Source organism: Burkholderia sp. BCC0397 (genome assembly GCF_902832865.1).
Lineage (GTDB): Bacteria > Pseudomonadota > Gammaproteobacteria > Burkholderiales > Burkholderiaceae > Burkholderia.
Genome location: NZ_CADFDL010000003.1, coordinates 829,081 through 846,518, shown reverse-complemented (window position 1 = coordinate 846,518; position 17,438 = coordinate 829,081). Strand labels below are relative to the sequence as shown.

Genomic DNA, 17,438 nt, shown 5'->3' with positions numbered 1-17,438 from the left:
ACGCAAGAGCACTTTATGAGCAAAGACTACAAGGATCTGCTGGTTTCCCTCGACATCGGCACGTCGAAGGTGGTGGCCATCGTCGCCGAGCTGAAGGGCGAGGGTCACTACGAGGTGATCGGTCTCGGCCAGAGCGAGTCGAAGGGTCTGAAGAAAGGTGTGGTGGTCAACATCGAGGCCACCGTGCAGTCGATCCAGCGCGCGCTCGAGGAAGCCGAGCTGATGGCCGACTGCAAGATCACCAACGTGTTCACGGGGATCGCGGGCAGCCACATCCGCAGCTTCAACTCGAGCGGGATGGTCGCGATCAAGGACAAGGAAGTCACGCAGACGGACGTCGCGCGCGTGATCGAGACCGCGAAGGCGATCAACATCCCGACCGACCAGCAGGTGCTGCACATCCTCACGCAGGAATTCATCATCGACGGCCAGGAAGACGTGCGCGAGCCGATCGGGATGAGCGGCATCCGGCTGGAAGTGAAGGTGCACATCGTGACGGGCGCGGTGAGCGCCGCGCAGAACATCGTCAAGTGCGTGCGCCGCTGCGGGCTGGAAGTGAACGACCTGATCCTGCAGCCGCTCGCGTCGTCGCTGGCGGTGCTGACGGAAGACGAGAAGGATCTCGGCGTGGTGCTGGTCGACATCGGCGGCGGCACGACGGACATCGCGATCTTCGCCGAAGGTGCGATCCGCCACACGGCGGTGATCCCGATCGCCGGCGACCAGATCACGAGCGACATCGCGATGGCGTTGCGCACGCCGACGCCGGATGCGGAAGACATCAAGGTCGGCTACGGGATCGCGAAGCAGGCGCTCGCCGATCCGGACGAAATGGTGGAAGTGCCGGGCCTCGGCGAACGCGGCCCGCGCACGCTGTCGCGCCAGGCGCTCGCGGCCGTGATCGAGCCGCGCGTCGAGGAACTGTTCTCGCTCGTGCAGCAGGTCGTGCGCGAATCGGGTTACGAAGAACTCCTGAGCTCCGGCGTGGTCATTACCGGCGGCGCGTCGATGATGCCGGGCATGGTCGAGCTCGGCGAAGACATTTTCCTGAAACCGGTGCGCATCGGCGCGCCGGAATATGCAGGCGGCCTCTCCGACGTCGTGCGCAATCCGCGCTACTCGACGGCGATGGGGCTACTCGTCGAAGGCAGTGCGCAGCGCATGCGCGGCCGCAAGGTCGCCGTGCAGTCCGGCAACGCGGGGCAGGTGTTCTCGCGGATGAAGGAATGGTTCCTGAGCAATTTTTAAGTACCCCCACGGCTCGGCATGCCGAGCCTGCCCCCCGAGGGGGCCAAGAAAACTTGGGGCGGCCCGGCGTTTTCTTGGTGACGTAACGAATCGAAATTCGCGCTGGTGCCGGCGGCTGGCGCGCGACAGGGGGTTGCCCGATCTCCTGCCGAATAACGGCCGAGTAGCAGTCATTCTCTTGACGGAGGCAACAATGGAATTCGAAATGCTGGAAACCGAAACCAACGGCACCATCATTAAGGTGGTCGGCGTTGGCGGCGCTGGCGGCAATGCCGTCCAGCACATGATCAACCGCGGCGTGCAGGGCGTCGACTTCATCGTGATGAACACGGACGCCCAGGCGCTGTCGCGTTCGCGCGCATCGTCGGTGATCCAGCTCGGCAACACGGGTCTTGGCGCCGGTGCGAAGCCGGAAATGGGTCGTGCGGCAGCGGAAGAAGCGCGTGAGCGCATCGCCGACGCACTGCGCGGCGCGCACATGGTGTTCATCACGGCCGGCATGGGTGGTGGCACGGGCACGGGCGCGGCACCGGTGGTCGCGCAGATCGCGAAGGAGATGGGCATCCTGACGGTCGGTGTCGTCAGCAAGCCGTTCGAGTTCGAAGGCGGCAAGCGCATGCGTGTCGCCGAAGCAGGCTCGCAGCAACTGGAGGATCACGTCGACTCGCTGATCGTCGTGCTGAACGACAAGCTGTTCGACGTGATGGGCGACGACGCCGAGATGGACAAGTGCTTCCAGTGCGCGGACGACGTGTTGAACAACGCGGTGGCGGGTATCGCGGAAATCATCAACGTCGACGGCCTCGTGAACGTCGACTTCGAAGACGTGAAGACGGTGATGGGCGAGCAGGGCAAGGCGATGATGGGCACGGCGACGGTCGCCGGCGTCGATCGCGCACGCCTCGCGGCGGAACAGGCCGTGGCGAGCCCGCTGCTCGAAGGCGTCGATCTGTCGGGTGCGCGCGGCGTGCTGGTCAACATCACGTCGAGCCGTTCGCTGCGCCTGTCGGAAACGCGCGAAGTGATGAACACGATCAAGAGCTACGCGGCGGAAGATGCGACGGTGATCTTCGGTGCGGTGTACGACGACGCGATGGGCGATGCACTGCGCGTGACGGTCGTGGCGACGGGTCTGGGCCGTGCGGCGAAGAAGCAGCAGTCGGCTCCGATGACGCTGCTGCGCACGGGTACGGACAACCAGCCGGTCAGCGCGGTGTCGCACGGCTATGCGCAGCCGCATCACGTCAGCACGGCCGACTACGGCGCGCTCGATACGCCGGCGGTGTGGCGCAATTCGCGCGAAACCGCGGCATCGCACGTGCAGGCGCTGCAGGAGAAGGGTGTCGACACGTACGACATCCCGGCTTTCCTGCGCAAGCAGGCTGACTGACGCAAACACAGGCGAAGCCGCGGCGAAACTGCCGCGGTATCGCCGGCGTGACGGATGCTACGGACCACGACAGGCCGCGTCGGATGCGACGCCGGGCCGGGAAAGGTGCCCTCTTCGCGTGAGCGGAGCGGGATGGGCCGTGCTGTCCGCAACACGCTGAAAAACCGTATCGCTATGAGGGACCAGCCATGATTCAAGTGGGCGACGCGCTGCCCGACGCGCAATTGTTCGAGTTCATCGACGACGCGCGCGAAGGGTGCACGCTGGGGCCGAACGCCTACAGCGTGCGCGACCAGGTTGCGGGAAAGCGGGTGGTGATCTTCGGATTGCCGGGCGCGTTCACGCCGACCTGCTCCGCGCAGCATGTGCCGGGCTACGTCGAGCACGCCGAGCAACTGCGCGCGGCGGGGATCGACGAGATCTGGTGCGTGTCCGTCAACGACGCATTCGTGATGGGCGCATGGGGACGTGATCTGCACACCGCGGGCAAGGTGCGCATGATGGCGGACGGCAGCGCGGCTTTCACTCATGCGCTGGGGCTGACGCAGGATTTGTCCGCGCGTGGCATGGGAATTCGTTCCCTGCGCTACGCGATGGTGATCGACGGCGGTGTGGTCAAGACGCTGGCCGTCGAGGCGCCGGGCAAATTCGAAGTGAGCGATGCGGCGAGTGTTCTCGCGACGTTGACGTCCTGATCGTGCGGTGCGCCGTTGCCTTCCGGCAACGCTGCTCACCGGCCTCAGGGCAGTTGTAACACGGGCCGATGACCGGAAACGCCTCCGTTCCGGGCATCGGCCCGTCCCGTATCGGCGCGGGTAAACTGTCGAAACAGATTGATACGCAGTTTCAGACAGCGGCGAATAGGGAATTACGCTATAATCCCGCCTATCGAATATAACTCCTGATTGATATCTTCAATCAAGACGAAGAAGACCATGTTGAAGCAGCGCACCATCAAATCCATCGTGAAGACCGTGGGTATCGGTGTCCACTCGGGCCGCAAGATCGAGCTGACGCTCCGTCCCGCCGCGCCCGGCACGGGCATCGTCTTTTCACGCGTCGACCTGCCCACGCCGGTCGACATTCCCGCATCGGCGATGTCGATCGGCGATACGCGGCTCGCGTCGGTGCTGCAGAAGGATGGGGTGCGCGTGTCGACGGTCGAGCACCTGATGTCCGCGTGTGCGGGTCTCGGCATCGACAACCTGTATGTCGACGTGACGGCCGAGGAAATCCCGATCATGGACGGCAGCGCGGCCACGTTCGTGTTCCTGATCCAGTCCGCCGGCATCGAGGAGCAGAACGCACCGAAGCGCTTCATCAAGGTGACGAAGCCGGTCGAGATCCGCGATGGCGACAAGTTCGCGCGTCTCGATCCGTATTTCGGCTTCAAGCTGAAGTTCTCGATCGACTTCCGCCACCCGGCCGTCGACAAGACGGGCCAGGAGCTCGAAGTCGATTTCGCGACCACGTCGTACGTGCGCGAGATCGCGCGTGCGCGCACGTTCGGCTTCGCGCACGAGGCCGAGATGCTGCGCGAGATCGGCCTGGCGCGCGGCGGCAGCATGGACAACGCGATCGTGCTCGACGAGTACCGGATCCTGAACAACGACGGGCTGCGCTACGACGACGAGTTCGTGAAGCACAAGATGCTCGACGCGATCGGCGACCTGTACGTGATCGGCCACCCGCTGCTGGCGTCGTACACCGCGTACAAGTCGGGCCACGGCCTGAACAACGCGTTGCTGCGCGAGCTGCTCGCACACGAAGACGCGTACGAGATCGTGACGTTCGACGATCCGCAGGCTGCGCCGAAAGGGTTTGCGTTCGACGCGCAGACTGCCTTCGCGTGACCGGCGTTCAGCGCAAGCGATAAAAAAGCGACCCTCGGGTCGCTTTTTTGTTGGCTGGCGGCCGGTGCGGTCAACGCGGCTTCGCGCCGTGCCGCGCCGCCATCCGCGCGAGCGCGGCCTGCAGCGGCGACGGTTCGAGGTGGTCGGCGAGGTCGCGCAGCGCGGCGGCGCCGGCCGAGGTCATCCGCGCCTGCTTCACGTGCGGCGGCTCCGGCGCGTCTTTCGGCCGCACGCGCACGCGCAGCGTCGTCACGGGCCAGCCGCGCTTCTGCAGATCGCCGAGCAGCCGCACTTCGACCTGTCGCAGCCGTGCGGCGAGCGCATTGTGCGCGGCAAAGAGGGTCAGGGTGCCGTCCTTGATGAAGCCCGGTTCGACGTGATTTGCCAGATAGTCGGGCAGGCACGCACCGAGGTCGCGCTGCAGCGACGCGATCTGCTCGACGCCGGCGCGCAGCGCCGCGAATGCGTCGGTACGACCGAGCACTTCGGACACGGGTTGCGGGCGATAGGCGGCGAGCGGGCCGAAACGCTTGGAAAATCGGTTCATCGAGGCTTTCTTCGAGCGCGCAAGCGCGCGGACGTTGCGGCCGATTGTACCCGTGCCGGCCCGCGCACGGGCGGCTTTCGCCCCTGTCCGCCCGGCCTAGGCACGCAATGCCCGTCCGGCCGGGACGCAGGCGCACGCGTTCCCGCGTGCTAAAATTCAACGTTTGAGTCCACTAATTCGCTAAGCCGCCGAGGCTCGGGCGCCGGGGCGCGCAACACGCGCCGGGCGCCGGTGCTGCGACGCAGGATCCGATCCGATGACAACCGGTTTTCTCCAGAAAATTTTTGGCAGCCGCAACCAGCGGCTCGTCAAGCAATACCAAAAGACCGTCGCGACGATCAATGCGCTCGAAACGCAGATCGAGAAGCTGACGGACGACCAGTTGCGCGGCAAGACGGATGAATTCCGCCAGCGGGTCGCGGCCGGCGAGTCGCTCGACAAGCTGTTGCCCGAGGCCTTCGCGGTCTGTCGCGAGGCGAGCCGCCGTGTGCTGAAGATGCGGCACTTCGACGTGCAGATGATCGGCGGCATGGTGCTCCACTACGGCAAGATCGCGGAAATGCGCACCGGCGAGGGCAAGACGCTCGTCGCGACGCTCCCCGTGTACCTGAATGCGCTGGCCGGCCGCGGCGTGCACGTCGTGACCGTCAACGACTACCTCGCGCAGCGCGACGCCGAATGGATGGCGCGTCTCTACAACTTCCTCGGTCTGTCGGTCGGCATCAACCTGTCCGGCATGGAGCACGACCAGAAGCAGCAGGCGTACGCGGCGGACATCACGTACGGCACGAACAACGAATTCGGCTTCGACTACCTGCGCGACAACATGGTCTACGAGACCGACGCGCGCGTGCAGCGGGCGCTGAACTTCGCGGTCGTCGACGAAGTGGACTCGATCCTGATCGACGAAGCGCGGACGCCGCTGATCATTTCGGGCCAGGCCGAGGATCACACCGAGCTGTACGTGCGGATGAACGCACTGCCGCCGCTGCTCGAGCGCCAGATCGGCGAAGAGAAGGCCGACGGCACGGGCGTCGAGAAGCCGGGCGACTACACGCTCGACGAGAAGGCGCGCCAGGTGTTCCTGACGGAGTCGGGCCACGAGAAGGCCGAGCGCCTGCTCTCCGAATGGGGCCTGATCGGCGAGGGCGAGAGCCTGTACGCGCCGCAGAACATCACGCTGATGCACCACGTGTACGCGGCGCTGCGCGCCCACACGCTGTTCCACAAGGATCAGCACTACGTCGTGCAGAACGGCGAAGTGGTCATCGTCGACGAATTCACGGGCCGCCTGATGGCCGGCCGCCGCTGGTCCGACGGGCTGCACCAGGCGGTCGAGGCGAAGGAGCACGTGAAGATCCAGAGCGAGAACCAGACGCTCGCGTCGATCACGTTCCAGAACTACTTCCGGATGTACGCGAAGCTGGCCGGCATGACCGGTACCGCGGACACCGAAGCGTACGAATTCAACGAGATCTACGGTCTCGAGACGGTCGTGATCCCGACCAACCGCCCGCCGAAGCGGATCGACAAGCAGGACCAGATCTACAAGACGGCCAAGGAGCGCTACGACGCGGTGATCCGCGACATCCGCGACTGCTACGAGCGCGGCCAGCCGGTGCTGGTCGGCACGACGTCGATCGAGAACTCCGAACTGCTGTCGCACCTGCTGAAGCAGGCCGGGCTGCCGCACGAAGTGCTGAACGCGAAGCAGCACGAGCGTGAAGCGGCGATCGTCGCGGAAGCCGGCCGTCCGAACCGCGTGACGATCGCGACCAACATGGCCGGTCGCGGTACCGACATCGTGCTCGGCGGCAACGCCGAGAAGCAGGCTGCGTTCATCGAGGCCGACGATGCGATCCCGGCCGACGAAAAGGCGCGCCGCATCCAGAAGCTGCACGACGAGTGGGAAACGCTGCACGAGCAGGTGAAGGCCGCGGGCGGCCTGCACATCATCGGCACCGAGCGCCACGAATCGCGCCGGATCGACAACCAGCTGCGCGGCCGTGCGGGCCGCCAGGGCGATCCGGGCTCGTCGCGCTTCTACCTGTCGCTCGACGATCCGCTGCTGCGCATCTTCGCGGGCGATCGCGTGCGCTCGATCATGGATCGCCTGAAGATGCCGGAAGGCGAGGCGATCGAAGCGGGCATCGTCACGCGGTCGATCGAATCGGCGCAGCGCAAGGTCGAAGCGCGTAACTTCGACATCCGCAAGCAGCTGCTCGAATACGACGACGTGTCGAACGACCAGCGCAAGGTGATCTACCAGCAGCGCAATGAACTGCTCGAAGCGCACGACATCACCGAGACGATCACCGCGATGCGTCACGGCGTGATCACCGAAGTCGTCCGCCAGTTCGTGCCGGAAGGCAGCATCGAAGAGCAGTGGGACGTGCCCGAGCTCGAGGAAGCGTTGCGCAACGACTGGCAGCTCGACCTCGCGATCCAGGAAATGGTGAACGAGTCGTCGTCGATCACGACCGACGAGATTCTCGACGCCGTGATGACGGCCGCCGACGAGCAGTACGAGGCGAAGGTCGCGATGGTCGGCCGCGAATCGTTCAGCGCGTTCGAGCGCTCGGTGATGCTGCAGACGGTCGACCGCCTGTGGCGCGAACACCTCGCGGCGCTCGACCACCTGCGCCAGGGCATCCACCTGCGCGGCTATGCGCAGAAGAACCCGAAGCAGGAGTACAAGCGCGAGGCGTTCGAGCTGTTCGCCGCGATGCTCGACGCGATCAAGCAGGAAGTCACGCGCGTCGTGATGAACGTGCAGATCCAGTCGCCGGAACAGCTCGAGGAGGCGGCCGAGCAGATCGAGGAGCGCAGCGGCCATCTCGAGAACGTCGAATACCAGCACGCCGACTACGCGGACGCCGGCGCGCCGGTGGCGAACGTCACGGCAGCCGCGGCGGCCGCGGCGACGGCCGACATGGTCGGCAGCGCGATGACGCACAGCGGCCCCGGCGGCGAAATGCCGAAGGTCGGCCGCAACGACCCGTGCCCGTGCGGCAGCGGCAAGAAGTACAAGCAATGTCACGGGAAGCTGTCATGATCGGCGGCGGCGCGCGTCACGCGTGCCGCGTCGTTCATCGCTTCGAGTCAGTGATGTGAGTTGTGGCGGCCCGCGCGTGCGGCCGCCGGTTCTTCCAATCGATGCCGGCCCATGCCGGCATTTTCCATCCGGCAGGTGTGCCCCATGGCTGTCAATTTTCCGTCGATCGATCCCGCCCAACTGCATCCCGTCGCCGGCGTCACGCTCGGCTGGGCGGAAGCGAACATCCGCAAGCCGAATCGCAAGGACGTGCTGGTCATCTCCGTCGACGAAGGCGCGACGGTCGCGGGCGTGTTCACCGAAAACCGTTTCTGCGCGGCGCCGGTCACCGTCTGCCGCGAGCATCTGGCGAAGGTGCGTGCGGGCGGCGCGGGCATCCGCGCGCTGGTCGTGAATACGGGCAATGCGAACGCGGGCACCGGCGAGCCGGGCCTCGTGAACGCACGCGAGACCTGCACGGAGCTTGCGCGTCTCGCGGGCATCGAGCCGGCGCAGGTGCTGCCGTTCTCGACCGGTGTGATCCTCGAGCCGCTGCCGATCGACCGCCTGAAGGCTGGCCTGCCGGCCGCGCTCGCGAACCGCAAGGCCGCGAACTGGTTCGATGCCGCGCAGGCGATCATGACGACCGACACGCTGCCGAAGGCCACCTCGCGCCAGGTGACGATCGACGGCCACACGATCACGCTGACGGGCATCAGCAAGGGCGCGGGCATGATCAAGCCGAACATGGCGACGATGCTCGGCTTCCTCGCGTTCGATGCGAACGTCGCGCAGCCGGTGCTCGACACGCTCGTGAAGGAAGTCGCCGACCGCTCGTTCAACTGCATCACGATCGACGGCGACACGTCGACGAACGACTCGTTCATCCTGATCGCGTCGGGCAAGAGCACGCTGCCCGCGATCACGTCGACCGATTCGCCGGCCTATGCGGCACTGCGCGACGCGGTGACGGAAGTCGCACAGGTGCTGTCGCAACTGATCGTGCGCGATGGCGAAGGCGCGACGAAATTCATGACGGTGCAGGTCGAAGGCGGCAAGAGTGTCGCCGAATGCCGCCAGATCGCGTACGCGATCGGCCATTCGCCGCTCGTGAAGACGGCCTTCTACGCATCCGACCCCAACCTCGGCCGGATTCTCGCGGCGATCGGCTATGCGGGCGTCGCGGATCTCGACGTCGGCAAGATCGACCTCTATCTCGACGACGTGCTCGTCGCGAAGGCCGGCGGCCGCAACCCGGCCTACCAGGAAGAGGACGGCCAGCGCGTGATGAAGCAGAGCGAGATCACGATCCGCGTGCTGCTCGGCCGTGGCGACGCGCAGGCGACCGTCTGGACGTGCGACCTGTCGCACGATTACGTGAGCATCAACGCGGACTACCGCTCCTGATCGGGAGCGCTCGAACGACATGGACAAGCTTGAACAGTTTCTGACGCGCGCGGAAGCGCTGCTCGGCCGTCTCGAAGGGATGCTGCCGCCCGCACCGGCGGCCATCGACTGGAACGCGGCCCACGCGTTCCGCTGGCGCAAGCGCCAGGGGCGCGGTTACCTGCAGCCGGTGCCGGCCGTGTCGTCGATCACGCTCGATGACCTGCACAACATCGAGCGCCAGAAAGCGCTGATCGACCAGAACACGCGGCAGTTCGTGCAGCGCAAGCCGGCCAACAACGTGCTGCTGACCGGCGCACGCGGTACCGGCAAGTCGTCGCTGATCAAGGCGTGCCTGAATGCGTACGCGAACGACGGGCTGCGCCTGATCGAAGTCGACAAGGACGACCTGCACGATCTCGGCGACATCGTCGACCTGATCTCGCAGCGTCCGGAGCGGTTCATCGTGTTTTGCGACGACCTGTCGTTCGAGGATGGCGAATCGGGCTACAAGGCGCTGAAGGTCGCGCTCGACGGGTCGATCGCCGCGCAGTCGGACAACGTGCTGATCTACGCGACGTCGAACCGCCGCCATCTGCTGCCCGAGTACATGAGCGACAACGAGTCGTACAAGCATCTGCCGGACGGCGAGATTCACCCCGGCGAAGTCGTCGAGGAGAAAATCTCGCTGTCGGAGCGCTTCGGCCTGTGGGTCAGCTTCTATCCGTTCAAGCAGGATGACTACCTCGACATCGTCGCGCACTGGCTGCATCACTTCGGCTGCCCGGATGCGGAGATCGAGACCGCGCGCGGCGACGCGCTGGTGTGGGCACTCGAGCGCGGTTCGCGCTCGGGCCGCGTCGCATGGCAGTTCGCGCGCGACTGGTCGGGTCGCAAGGAGCAGGCATGAGCGCGGATCTGGCACAGGGCGCCGTACGGGCGCCGGACGGCCGCAAGGTGACGGAAGTCGCGGTCGGCGTGATGGTGCAGCCGGACGGCAGGTATCTGCTCGCGCAACGCCTGCAGGGCAAGCCGTATGAAGGTTACTGGGAGTTTCCGGGCGGCAAGCTGGAGGCCGGCGAAAGCGTCGAGGACGCGCTGGCGCGCGAGCTGCACGAGGAACTCGGCATCGAAGTCACGGCCAGCCACCGCTGGCACACGCTCGAGCACGATTATCCGCACGCATACGTGCGGCTCTATTTCTGCAAGGTGACGGGCTGGACGGGCGAGCCGCACAGCAAGGAAGGGCAGGCGTTCGTGTGGCAGCAACTGCCGGTCGAAGTCGCGCCGCTACTCCCGGCGGCGCTGCCGGTGCTCGAACTGCTCGAGAAGGAAGCGGCGTCGCACTGACGCCGCGGCGGCCTGCCGGAAAGGCGGGCCATATCGCGGGTGGCCGGCGTTGCGCCGGTCAGCTGTCGCGACGGCCGTCCGTGCCGTCTTCTTCCGACGACGGGCCCTCGTCGGAGGCGCCCCCGATCCGGTACTTTTCCGCGGCCCATGCGCCGAGGTCGAGCTGCTTGCAGCGGGCCGAACAGAACGGGCGGAACTGATTTTCAGGCGTCCAGCGCACTTGGGCGCCGCACGACGGACATTTCACGACGGTAGTCATACGAAAGCATCGATCCGGCACGCGGCCGTTACAGATTACACAGTGTCAGATGGAACGGCACGTCGATGTCCACCGCGCGCGGCCGCACATCGCCGTCCTGCATGGTGAACCGCACCCACAGCATGTATTTGTTGGCGCTCGCTTCGGGAATGACGCGCAACTCCGGCGGCACCCGTACCTGCATCAGCTGGTAGCTGCGGCCGGACAGCATCTGCTGGTAGCTGCCCTGCATCGCCATGACCTTCGACGCCTGACCCGATTCGCGCGCGAGCCGCAGCACGATCGCCGCGGCGTCACGCAACGGCAGCATCGGCAGGATCCACTTCGCGATGTCCTGGCGCCGCTGCTCGGCGGGCCACTGCTGCCACGCGTAGTACGACGGCAGGTCGAACTTGCACGTCCCGCCCGGAATCACCGCGCGGCTGCGGATGCTGGCGAGCCACTCGTTGTCGACGAGGTGCTGGCCGGTCTTGCCCTGCATCTGCGCGAGATTCGCGAGCGTCTGCTCGATTTCACCGAGCACGGCTTCGAGCGCGTTCTGCTCGATGCCCGGATTGCCGCGAAAGGGGGCGAGCGTCTGACGTTGACGTTCGAGCTCCTTCATCAGATCCGATTTCAGGTCCGCGCGGCCCGTTACCTCGGCGATTTCGAACAGCGTCGTCAGCGCGACGTGGTGTTCACGCGGGTCCTCCTGAGCCAAAAAGAACGCGAAGCGCTCGAACAGATCTTCGAGACGCAACAGCGTGCGAATTCGCTCGTTGAACGGATACTCGTAAAGAATCAAGCGCGCTCGCCTCTTGGGTAGGGATTGAAACAATGAAGGACATTCTAATGCCCCCTCTCTACCCTAGCAACGCGCCAATTTCGTACACCATCACGATTGCGCGCGACGCTTAGTGCGCGGCGGCCGCGAATCCGACATAGCGTTGGTGCAGTGCATCGACCTGCGCGGCGAGCGCGGCGGGCGTGACCGCGTCGTTGACGATCACGTCGTCGGCCGCCGCGAGGCGGGCTTCGCGCGTCGCCTGTCGCGCGATGATCGCTTCGACCTGTTCGCGCGTGAAGCCGTTGCGCCGCATCACGCGCGCGATCTGCGTTTCGACCGGGCAGTCGACGACGAGCACGCGATCGCTGCGCGCCTTCCAGGTGCCCGACTCGACGAGCAGCGGCACGACGAACATCACGTACGGGCCCCGTGCTTCGTGCGCCTCGCGATCGGTCTCCGCGCGGATCAGCGGGTGCGTGATCGCTTCGAGGCGCCGGCGCGCGTCGTCGTCGCTGAAGATCAGCGTGCGCATCTTCGCGCGATCGAGCGAGCCGTCGGCGGCCACGAAGCCGCGACCGAACGCTTGCTCGATCGCCGGCATCGCGAGACCGCCCGGCGCGGTGATGCGGTGGGCAATCAGGTCGGTATCGACGAGCGATGCGCCACGGGCGCCGAACAGGTCGGCGACGGTCGTCTTGCCGCTGCCGATGCCGCCCGTGAGTCCTACTGAAAACATGTCAGCCTCCGAGCGCCGCATAGAAAGGCGTGCCGAAAAACAGCGTGGCGACGCCGCCGGCCGCGAGGAACGGGCCGAACGGAATCGGCTCCTCGAAGCGCATGCGGCCACGCCAGGTCGCGACGAGCCCGACGAGCGCGCCGGTCACCGCTGCGAACAGCACGACCTGCGGCAGTGCGGCCCAGCCCATCCACGCGCCGAGCGCGGCAAGCAGCTTCAGGTCGCCGAAACCGATGCCCTCGATGCCGCGCAGCCATTTGAACAGCCAGTAGATCGACCACAGGAACAGGTAGCCGGCCATCGCGCCGATCACGGCCGAACGCAGCGACGTGAAGGTGCCGCCGAGGTTCAGCACGAGCCCGGCCCACAGCAGCGGCAGCGTCATCGAGTCGGGCAGGTAGCCGGTCCGGATATCGATCGCGCTCATCGCGAGCAGCGCCGCGCACAGCGCGAACGCGGCAAGCGCGGCGACGGTCGGGCCGAATGCCGCGAGCGAGACGGCGGCGAGCAGTGCGCACGCGAGTTCGACGAGCACATAGCGGACGCCGATTGCATGGCCGCAGCGCCGGCAGCGCCCGCGCAGCATCAGGTAGCTGACGAGCGGGATGTTTTCCCACGCGCGCAGTACGTGGCTGCAGTGCGGGCAGGCGCTGCGCGGGCGCCACAGATCGTAGCGCGGTGGATAACCGTCGTCGGGCGGGGCGCTCGCGGCGCCCGTCGCTTCGTCGATCTCGGCCTGCCACGCGCGCTGCATCATCACGGGCAACCGGTGCACGACCACGTTCAGGAAGCTGCCGATGCAAAGGCCGATGGCGACCGCGAACGCATACTGCAGCGCGGGCGGCAGCATCGCCAGCGCGAGCAGCGTGCTCTCGGGCGAATCGGAAACGGCGGACAGGGGCGCTGGCGTCATGAGGCTCAAGGTTCGGACTAAAAGGCGACAGAATCGGTTGCGATGCTACACCACGTTGCCGAGTTGAAGGATCGGCAGGTACATCGCGATCACGAGGCCGCCGACGAGGGCGCCCAGGACGATCACGATCAACGGTTCGCCGAGCGCCGCGAGCGCATCGAGGCGCGCGTCGAGCTGGCGTTCGCACAACGCGGCGATGTCGGCGAGCATCGTGTCGAGGGAACCGGATTCCTCGGCGACGGCGATCGGTTGCACGACGTCGTCCGGAAAGCAGCCGGCCGAATGCATCGCATCGGCCAGACGCACGCCGCGCAACACGCGTGCGGCGATGTGCGCGGTGGCGTGCGCGAATACCGGATGGCCGGCCGTGCGCTCGAGCGTGGCGAACGCATCGGCGAGCGGCACGCCGGCGCCGAGCAGGGTCGCCAGCGAGCGGCACCAGCGTGCGGCCGCGAACCGCTCCAGCGCGCGGCCCGCGAGCGGCGCGCGCAGCAGGCGCCGCGCGAGCGCATGACGCAGCGCGGCCGAGCGCTGGAGCGCGTGCCGCGCGGCAAGCGCCGTGGCGGCCGCGCCGGCCAGGAGCACGCCGCCCCACGCCGACAGCGCGGCGGACAGCGCGAGCAGCACGCGGGTCGGTGCGGGCAGGGCGGCGCCGAAACCGTCGAAGATCTGCCGGAAGGTCGGCACGACCCATACCATCAATGCCGCCGAGATCGCGAGCCCGAACAGGATGACGGCGGCCGGATACGCGAGCGCGGCACGCAGCTTGCGCCATTGCGCATCGGCGCGCTCGCGGTGTTCCGCGATCCGCGTCAGCACGATGCCGAGCGAACCGGACGCCTCGCCGACCTCGATCAACTGGCGATACAGCGTGCCGAACTGCGATGGATAGCGTGCGAGCGCATCGGCGAAGCGCCGGCCGCCGACGATTTCGCGGGCGAGCCCCGCGGCGATGCGCGGCACGCCGTCGCGCGTGCGGGTGCGCGCGAGCATCTCGAGCGACGGCGCGAGCGGCAGGCCGGCCTGCAGCAGGCTCGCGAGCTGGCGCGTGAAGCGCGTGATGTCGCGCGCGGCCGCCGCAGGCGGACGGGCCGGCCCGCGAACGTCGAGCGACAGTACCGCGATGCCGTCGCGCGCGAGCGTGGCGCGCGCGGCCGCGGCGTCGAAGGCGATGACGATCCCGCGGCGCGGCGCGCCGTCGCGACGGCGGCCGCGCCATGCAAAGCGGGTTTCGCGCGGCGGCGTGCGCATGTTCACGCCGCGGGTGTGGCGGCGACGGCTTCCGCGATGCTCGTCGTGCCGTCCATGACGCGCGCGAATGCCGCGTCGCGCAGGGTGCGCACGCCATCGGCCGCCACGCATTGCGCAAGTTCGCCGACGCTCGCCCGCGCGACGATGCGCTCGGCCAGTGCGGGCGATACCGGCATCGTCTGGTGCAGGCCGATGCGGCCGCGATAGCCGATCCCGTGACAGGCGGAACAGCCGCGCGCGACGAACGGCCGCCATCCGGCTGCCAGCGCCGCCGGGTCGCAGCCGGCTTCCCGCAGCGCGCGCGCCGATGTGTCCGAATGCACGCGGCAGGCGACGCACAGGCGCCGGACGAGACGCTGCGCGGTGACGAGGTGCAGCGCGGCGGCGAGGTTGTACGGCGCGACGCCGATGTCGAGCAGCCGCGCGACGGCGGCCGGCGCGTCGTTGGTGTGCAGCGTCGACAGCACGAGATGGCCGGTCTGCGCGGCCTTGATCGCGACATCGGCTGTCTCCGCATCGCGAATCTCGCCGACCATGATGACGTCCGGATCCTGCCGCAACAGCGCGCGCAGCGCCGTCGCGAACGTGAGCCCCGCCTTGTCGGCGACCCCGACCTGGTTGATCCCGTCGAGCTGGATCTCGGCGGGATCCTCGACTGTGCAGACGTTGTGCGCGTCGCGATCGAGCATCTGCAGCGCGCAGTAGAGCGACAGCGTCTTGCCGCTGCCGGTCGGGCCCGTGACGAGCACGAGGCCATGCGGCGCGCGGATCGCGGCCTCCATCGCGGCGGCCTGCCGCGCGTCGAAGCCGAGGTTGGCAAGCGTGAGATCGGGCGGCAGCGTTTCGAGCCGCCGCAGCACGAGCTTTTCGCCGAACAGCGTGGGCAGCGAACTGACGCGATAGTCGCCGCGCGTGCCGCCGTCGATCGCGATGCGCAGCCGGCCGTCCTGCGGAAGCCGCCGCTCGGCGATGTCCATGCGCGAGAGCACCTTGATCCGCGTGACGAGCGCATCGCGCAGGTGCAGCGGCGGTCGCGCCTGTTCATGCAGCACGCCGTCGATGCGCAGACGGATGCGCCAGCCGGCTTCGAACGGCTCGACATGGATGTCCGACGCGTTGCGCACGCGCGCGGCGTGCAGCGTGTCCGTCAGCAGCCGCACGGCCGGGGCATCGTCGAGCTGGGCCGCATCGAGGGCATGGGGCGCGGCGGCGGGCGGCGCGTCGGCGTGTGCGGGCGCCGACTGCGTGTGCAGCGGCGCCCCGGAGGAAGGGAAATGCATGTGAGCCGGCACGCTGGCCGCCTGTTGACCGTGATGCGCAGATGATCGCGCGTCGCGGGCGGCGCCGGCAGTCGGCCGTTCGGCTAGCGCGGGGCGGCGCGGCCGGTGCGCGTGCCTCGCGGCTTGAAGAGCTTGACGGTGCGTACTGCCTGATCGTCGCTGCGCATCACTTCGAGCATCACGTCGCCGATTTTCACGCACACGTCGTCTTCCGGAATTTCCTCGAGGATCTCGAGTACCAGTCCGTTCAGCGTCTTCGGCCCGTCGGTCGGCAGTTTCAGGTGCAGCCAGCGGTTCAGTTCGCGCAGCGGCATGCTGGCCGAGACGATGCATTCGCCGTTCTCGTCCCAGCCGCCCGCGCGTTCGCTGCGCGGCATCGACGTCGTGAATTCGCCGATCAGTTCCTCGATGATGTCCTCGGGCGTGACGAGCCCTTCGAGTTCGCCGTACTCGTTGACGACGAGCGCGGTGCGCTGCCGGGTTTCCTGGAAGAACTGGAGCTGCTGGACCACCGGCGTGCCCGACGGCACGTAGTACGGTTCGGCGAGCAGCGTGCGCAGCGTCTCGCGGTCGAAATCCTGGTTGTGCAGCCCGGTGAGCGTCTTGCGCACGTGCAGCACCCCGAGCACCTTGTCGATGTCGCCTTCGTAGACGACCAGGCGGTTGTGATAGCAGGTTTCGAGCTGATGCAGGATGTCGTCGAGCGGCGCGTAGAAGTTGAGCGACTCGATCTGGCGGCGCGGCACCATCACGTCGTCGACCGTGATGTTCTCGAGATCGAACAGGTTGAGCAGGATGCTGCGGTGCTTGGTCGGCATGAAACTGCTCGATTCGAGCACGATGGCCCGCAGCTCGTCGGCCGACATCCGCTGGTCGCGGCCCTTCTTCGTGTTGATGCGCAGCACCCACAGCACGCCGTTCGCGAGCGCATTGACGAACCAGACAACCGGCTTGAACACGCGCATCAGCGGGGCGATCACGAGGCTCGCGGGCAGCGCGATGCGTTCGGGGAAGGTCGCGCCGACGATCTTCGGCGCGATTTCCGCGAACACGATGATCAGGAACGCGACGACGCCGGTCGCGATCGACAGCGCGAGGTTGTTGCGGCCGAACGTATGGAGCGCGAGCGAGGTCGTGAGGACCGGGATGATCGTGTTGAACAGGTTGTTGCCGATCAGGATCACGCTGAGCAGCAAGTCAGTGCGCGTGAGCAGCCCCTGCGTGGTTTTCGCGCCGAGTGCGCCCTGGCCGACGAGATGCTTCAGCCGATGGCGATTGAGCGCCATCATCGCGGTCTCGGAAATGGAAAAGAAGCTGGAACAGAGGAGAAGCAGGAAGACGGCGCCGATTTGCGCCCATAAGGGAATTTGGTCCACGCGTTGGAAAGGGCAGTGAAGGACAGGGATGGGGGAAATATAGCAGAGG

At 67.0% G+C, this 17,438-nt stretch carries 16 protein-coding genes; 8 read left to right on the top strand and 8 right to left on the bottom strand.

The window, feature by feature from the left end:
- The first annotated feature begins 15 nt into the window (after positions 1-15).
- The 4 genes from ftsA to lpxC all read left to right on the top strand — a co-directional run bounded on the left by ftsA (position 16) and on the right by lpxC (position 4,491).
- Positions 16-1,248: a cell division protein FtsA gene (gene ftsA / locus HWX03_RS14000; RefSeq protein ID WP_006487138.1), complete on the top strand. Its 1,233-nt coding sequence runs from the start codon at positions 16-18 to the stop codon at positions 1,246-1,248.
- Between the two features lie 193 nt (positions 1,249-1,441).
- Positions 1,442-2,638 (top strand): cell division protein FtsZ, encoded by a 1,197-nt coding sequence (ftsZ, locus tag HWX03_RS13995; protein ID WP_006477012.1) that lies wholly within the window; start codon positions 1,442-1,444, stop codon positions 2,636-2,638.
- Positions 2,639-2,826: 188 nt separating this feature from the next.
- Positions 2,827-3,333, top strand: a complete 507-nt coding sequence (locus HWX03_RS13990) for a peroxiredoxin (RefSeq protein ID WP_011544504.1) — start codon at positions 2,827-2,829, stop codon at positions 3,331-3,333.
- 240 nt (positions 3,334-3,573) lie between these two features.
- The gene (lpxC, locus tag HWX03_RS13985) at positions 3,574-4,491 is read left to right on the top strand and encodes a UDP-3-O-acyl-N-acetylglucosamine deacetylase (protein ID WP_011544505.1); all 918 of its coding nucleotides are present in this window, start codon (positions 3,574-3,576) and stop codon (positions 4,489-4,491) included.
- Between the two features lie 70 nt (positions 4,492-4,561).
- Here the strand turns inward: lpxC and HWX03_RS13980 are convergent, their stop codons facing one another.
- Positions 4,562-5,038, bottom strand: coding sequence for a DUF721 domain-containing protein (locus HWX03_RS13980; protein WP_006487136.1), 477 nt, complete (start codon positions 5,036-5,038; stop codon positions 4,562-4,564).
- A 256-nt stretch (positions 5,039-5,294) separates the two neighbouring features.
- Between HWX03_RS13980 and secA the strand changes: the two genes are divergently transcribed.
- The 4 genes from secA to HWX03_RS13960 all read left to right on the top strand — a co-directional run bounded on the left by secA (position 5,295) and on the right by HWX03_RS13960 (position 10,808).
- Positions 5,295-8,093 (top strand): preprotein translocase subunit SecA, encoded by a 2,799-nt coding sequence (secA, locus tag HWX03_RS13975; protein ID WP_175871598.1) that lies wholly within the window; start codon positions 5,295-5,297, stop codon positions 8,091-8,093.
- A gap of 144 nt (positions 8,094-8,237) precedes the next feature.
- The gene (gene argJ, locus HWX03_RS13970; RefSeq protein WP_175871597.1) at positions 8,238-9,479 is read left to right on the top strand and encodes a bifunctional glutamate N-acetyltransferase/amino-acid acetyltransferase ArgJ; all 1,242 of its coding nucleotides are present in this window, start codon (positions 8,238-8,240) and stop codon (positions 9,477-9,479) included.
- 19 nt (positions 9,480-9,498) lie between these two features.
- Complete coding sequence (locus tag HWX03_RS13965; protein ID WP_175871596.1) at positions 9,499-10,368, top strand: ATP-binding protein; 870 nt, start codon at positions 9,499-9,501, stop codon at positions 10,366-10,368.
- Entirely contained in the window at positions 10,365-10,808 is a 444-nt protein-coding gene (locus HWX03_RS13960; RefSeq protein WP_174429979.1) for an NUDIX domain-containing protein, read from the top strand. Before HWX03_RS13965 ends, HWX03_RS13960 begins: the two co-directional genes overlap by 4 nt.
- Before the next feature lie 58 nt (positions 10,809-10,866).
- Here HWX03_RS13960 and HWX03_RS13955 read toward each other — a convergent pair whose 3' ends face one another.
- The 7 genes from HWX03_RS13955 to HWX03_RS13925 form a co-directional block, all read right to left on the bottom strand.
- On the bottom strand, positions 10,867-11,067 hold the full coding sequence (locus HWX03_RS13955) for a DNA gyrase inhibitor YacG (protein WP_174429978.1): 201 nt from the start codon (positions 11,065-11,067) through the stop codon (positions 10,867-10,869).
- 28 nt (positions 11,068-11,095) lie between these two features.
- Positions 11,096-11,851, bottom strand: a complete 756-nt coding sequence (gene zapD, locus HWX03_RS13950) for a cell division protein ZapD (RefSeq protein ID WP_012327858.1) — start codon at positions 11,849-11,851, stop codon at positions 11,096-11,098.
- Positions 11,852-11,960: 109 nt separating this feature from the next.
- Complete coding sequence (coaE, locus tag HWX03_RS13945) at positions 11,961-12,569, bottom strand: dephospho-CoA kinase (protein ID WP_175871595.1); 609 nt, start codon at positions 12,567-12,569, stop codon at positions 11,961-11,963.
- 1 nt (position 12,570) lies between these two features.
- Complete coding sequence (locus tag HWX03_RS13940; RefSeq protein ID WP_175871594.1) at positions 12,571-13,482, bottom strand: A24 family peptidase; 912 nt, start codon at positions 13,480-13,482, stop codon at positions 12,571-12,573.
- A gap of 45 nt (positions 13,483-13,527) precedes the next feature.
- Positions 13,528-14,733 carry a type II secretion system F family protein gene (locus HWX03_RS13935; RefSeq protein ID WP_175871593.1) on the bottom strand — a complete coding sequence of 402 codons (1,206 nt, stop codon included), beginning with the start codon at positions 14,731-14,733 and terminating at the stop codon, positions 13,528-13,530.
- Positions 14,734-14,735: 2 nt separating this feature from the next.
- Positions 14,736-16,013: an ATPase, T2SS/T4P/T4SS family gene (locus HWX03_RS13930; protein ID WP_175871592.1), complete on the bottom strand. Its 1,278-nt coding sequence runs from the start codon at positions 16,011-16,013 to the stop codon at positions 14,736-14,738.
- An 83-nt stretch (positions 16,014-16,096) separates the two neighbouring features.
- Positions 16,097-17,389 carry an HlyC/CorC family transporter gene (locus HWX03_RS13925; protein ID WP_175871591.1) on the bottom strand — a complete coding sequence of 431 codons (1,293 nt, stop codon included), beginning with the start codon at positions 17,387-17,389 and terminating at the stop codon, positions 16,097-16,099.
- Positions 17,390-17,438 lie beyond the last annotated feature (49 nt).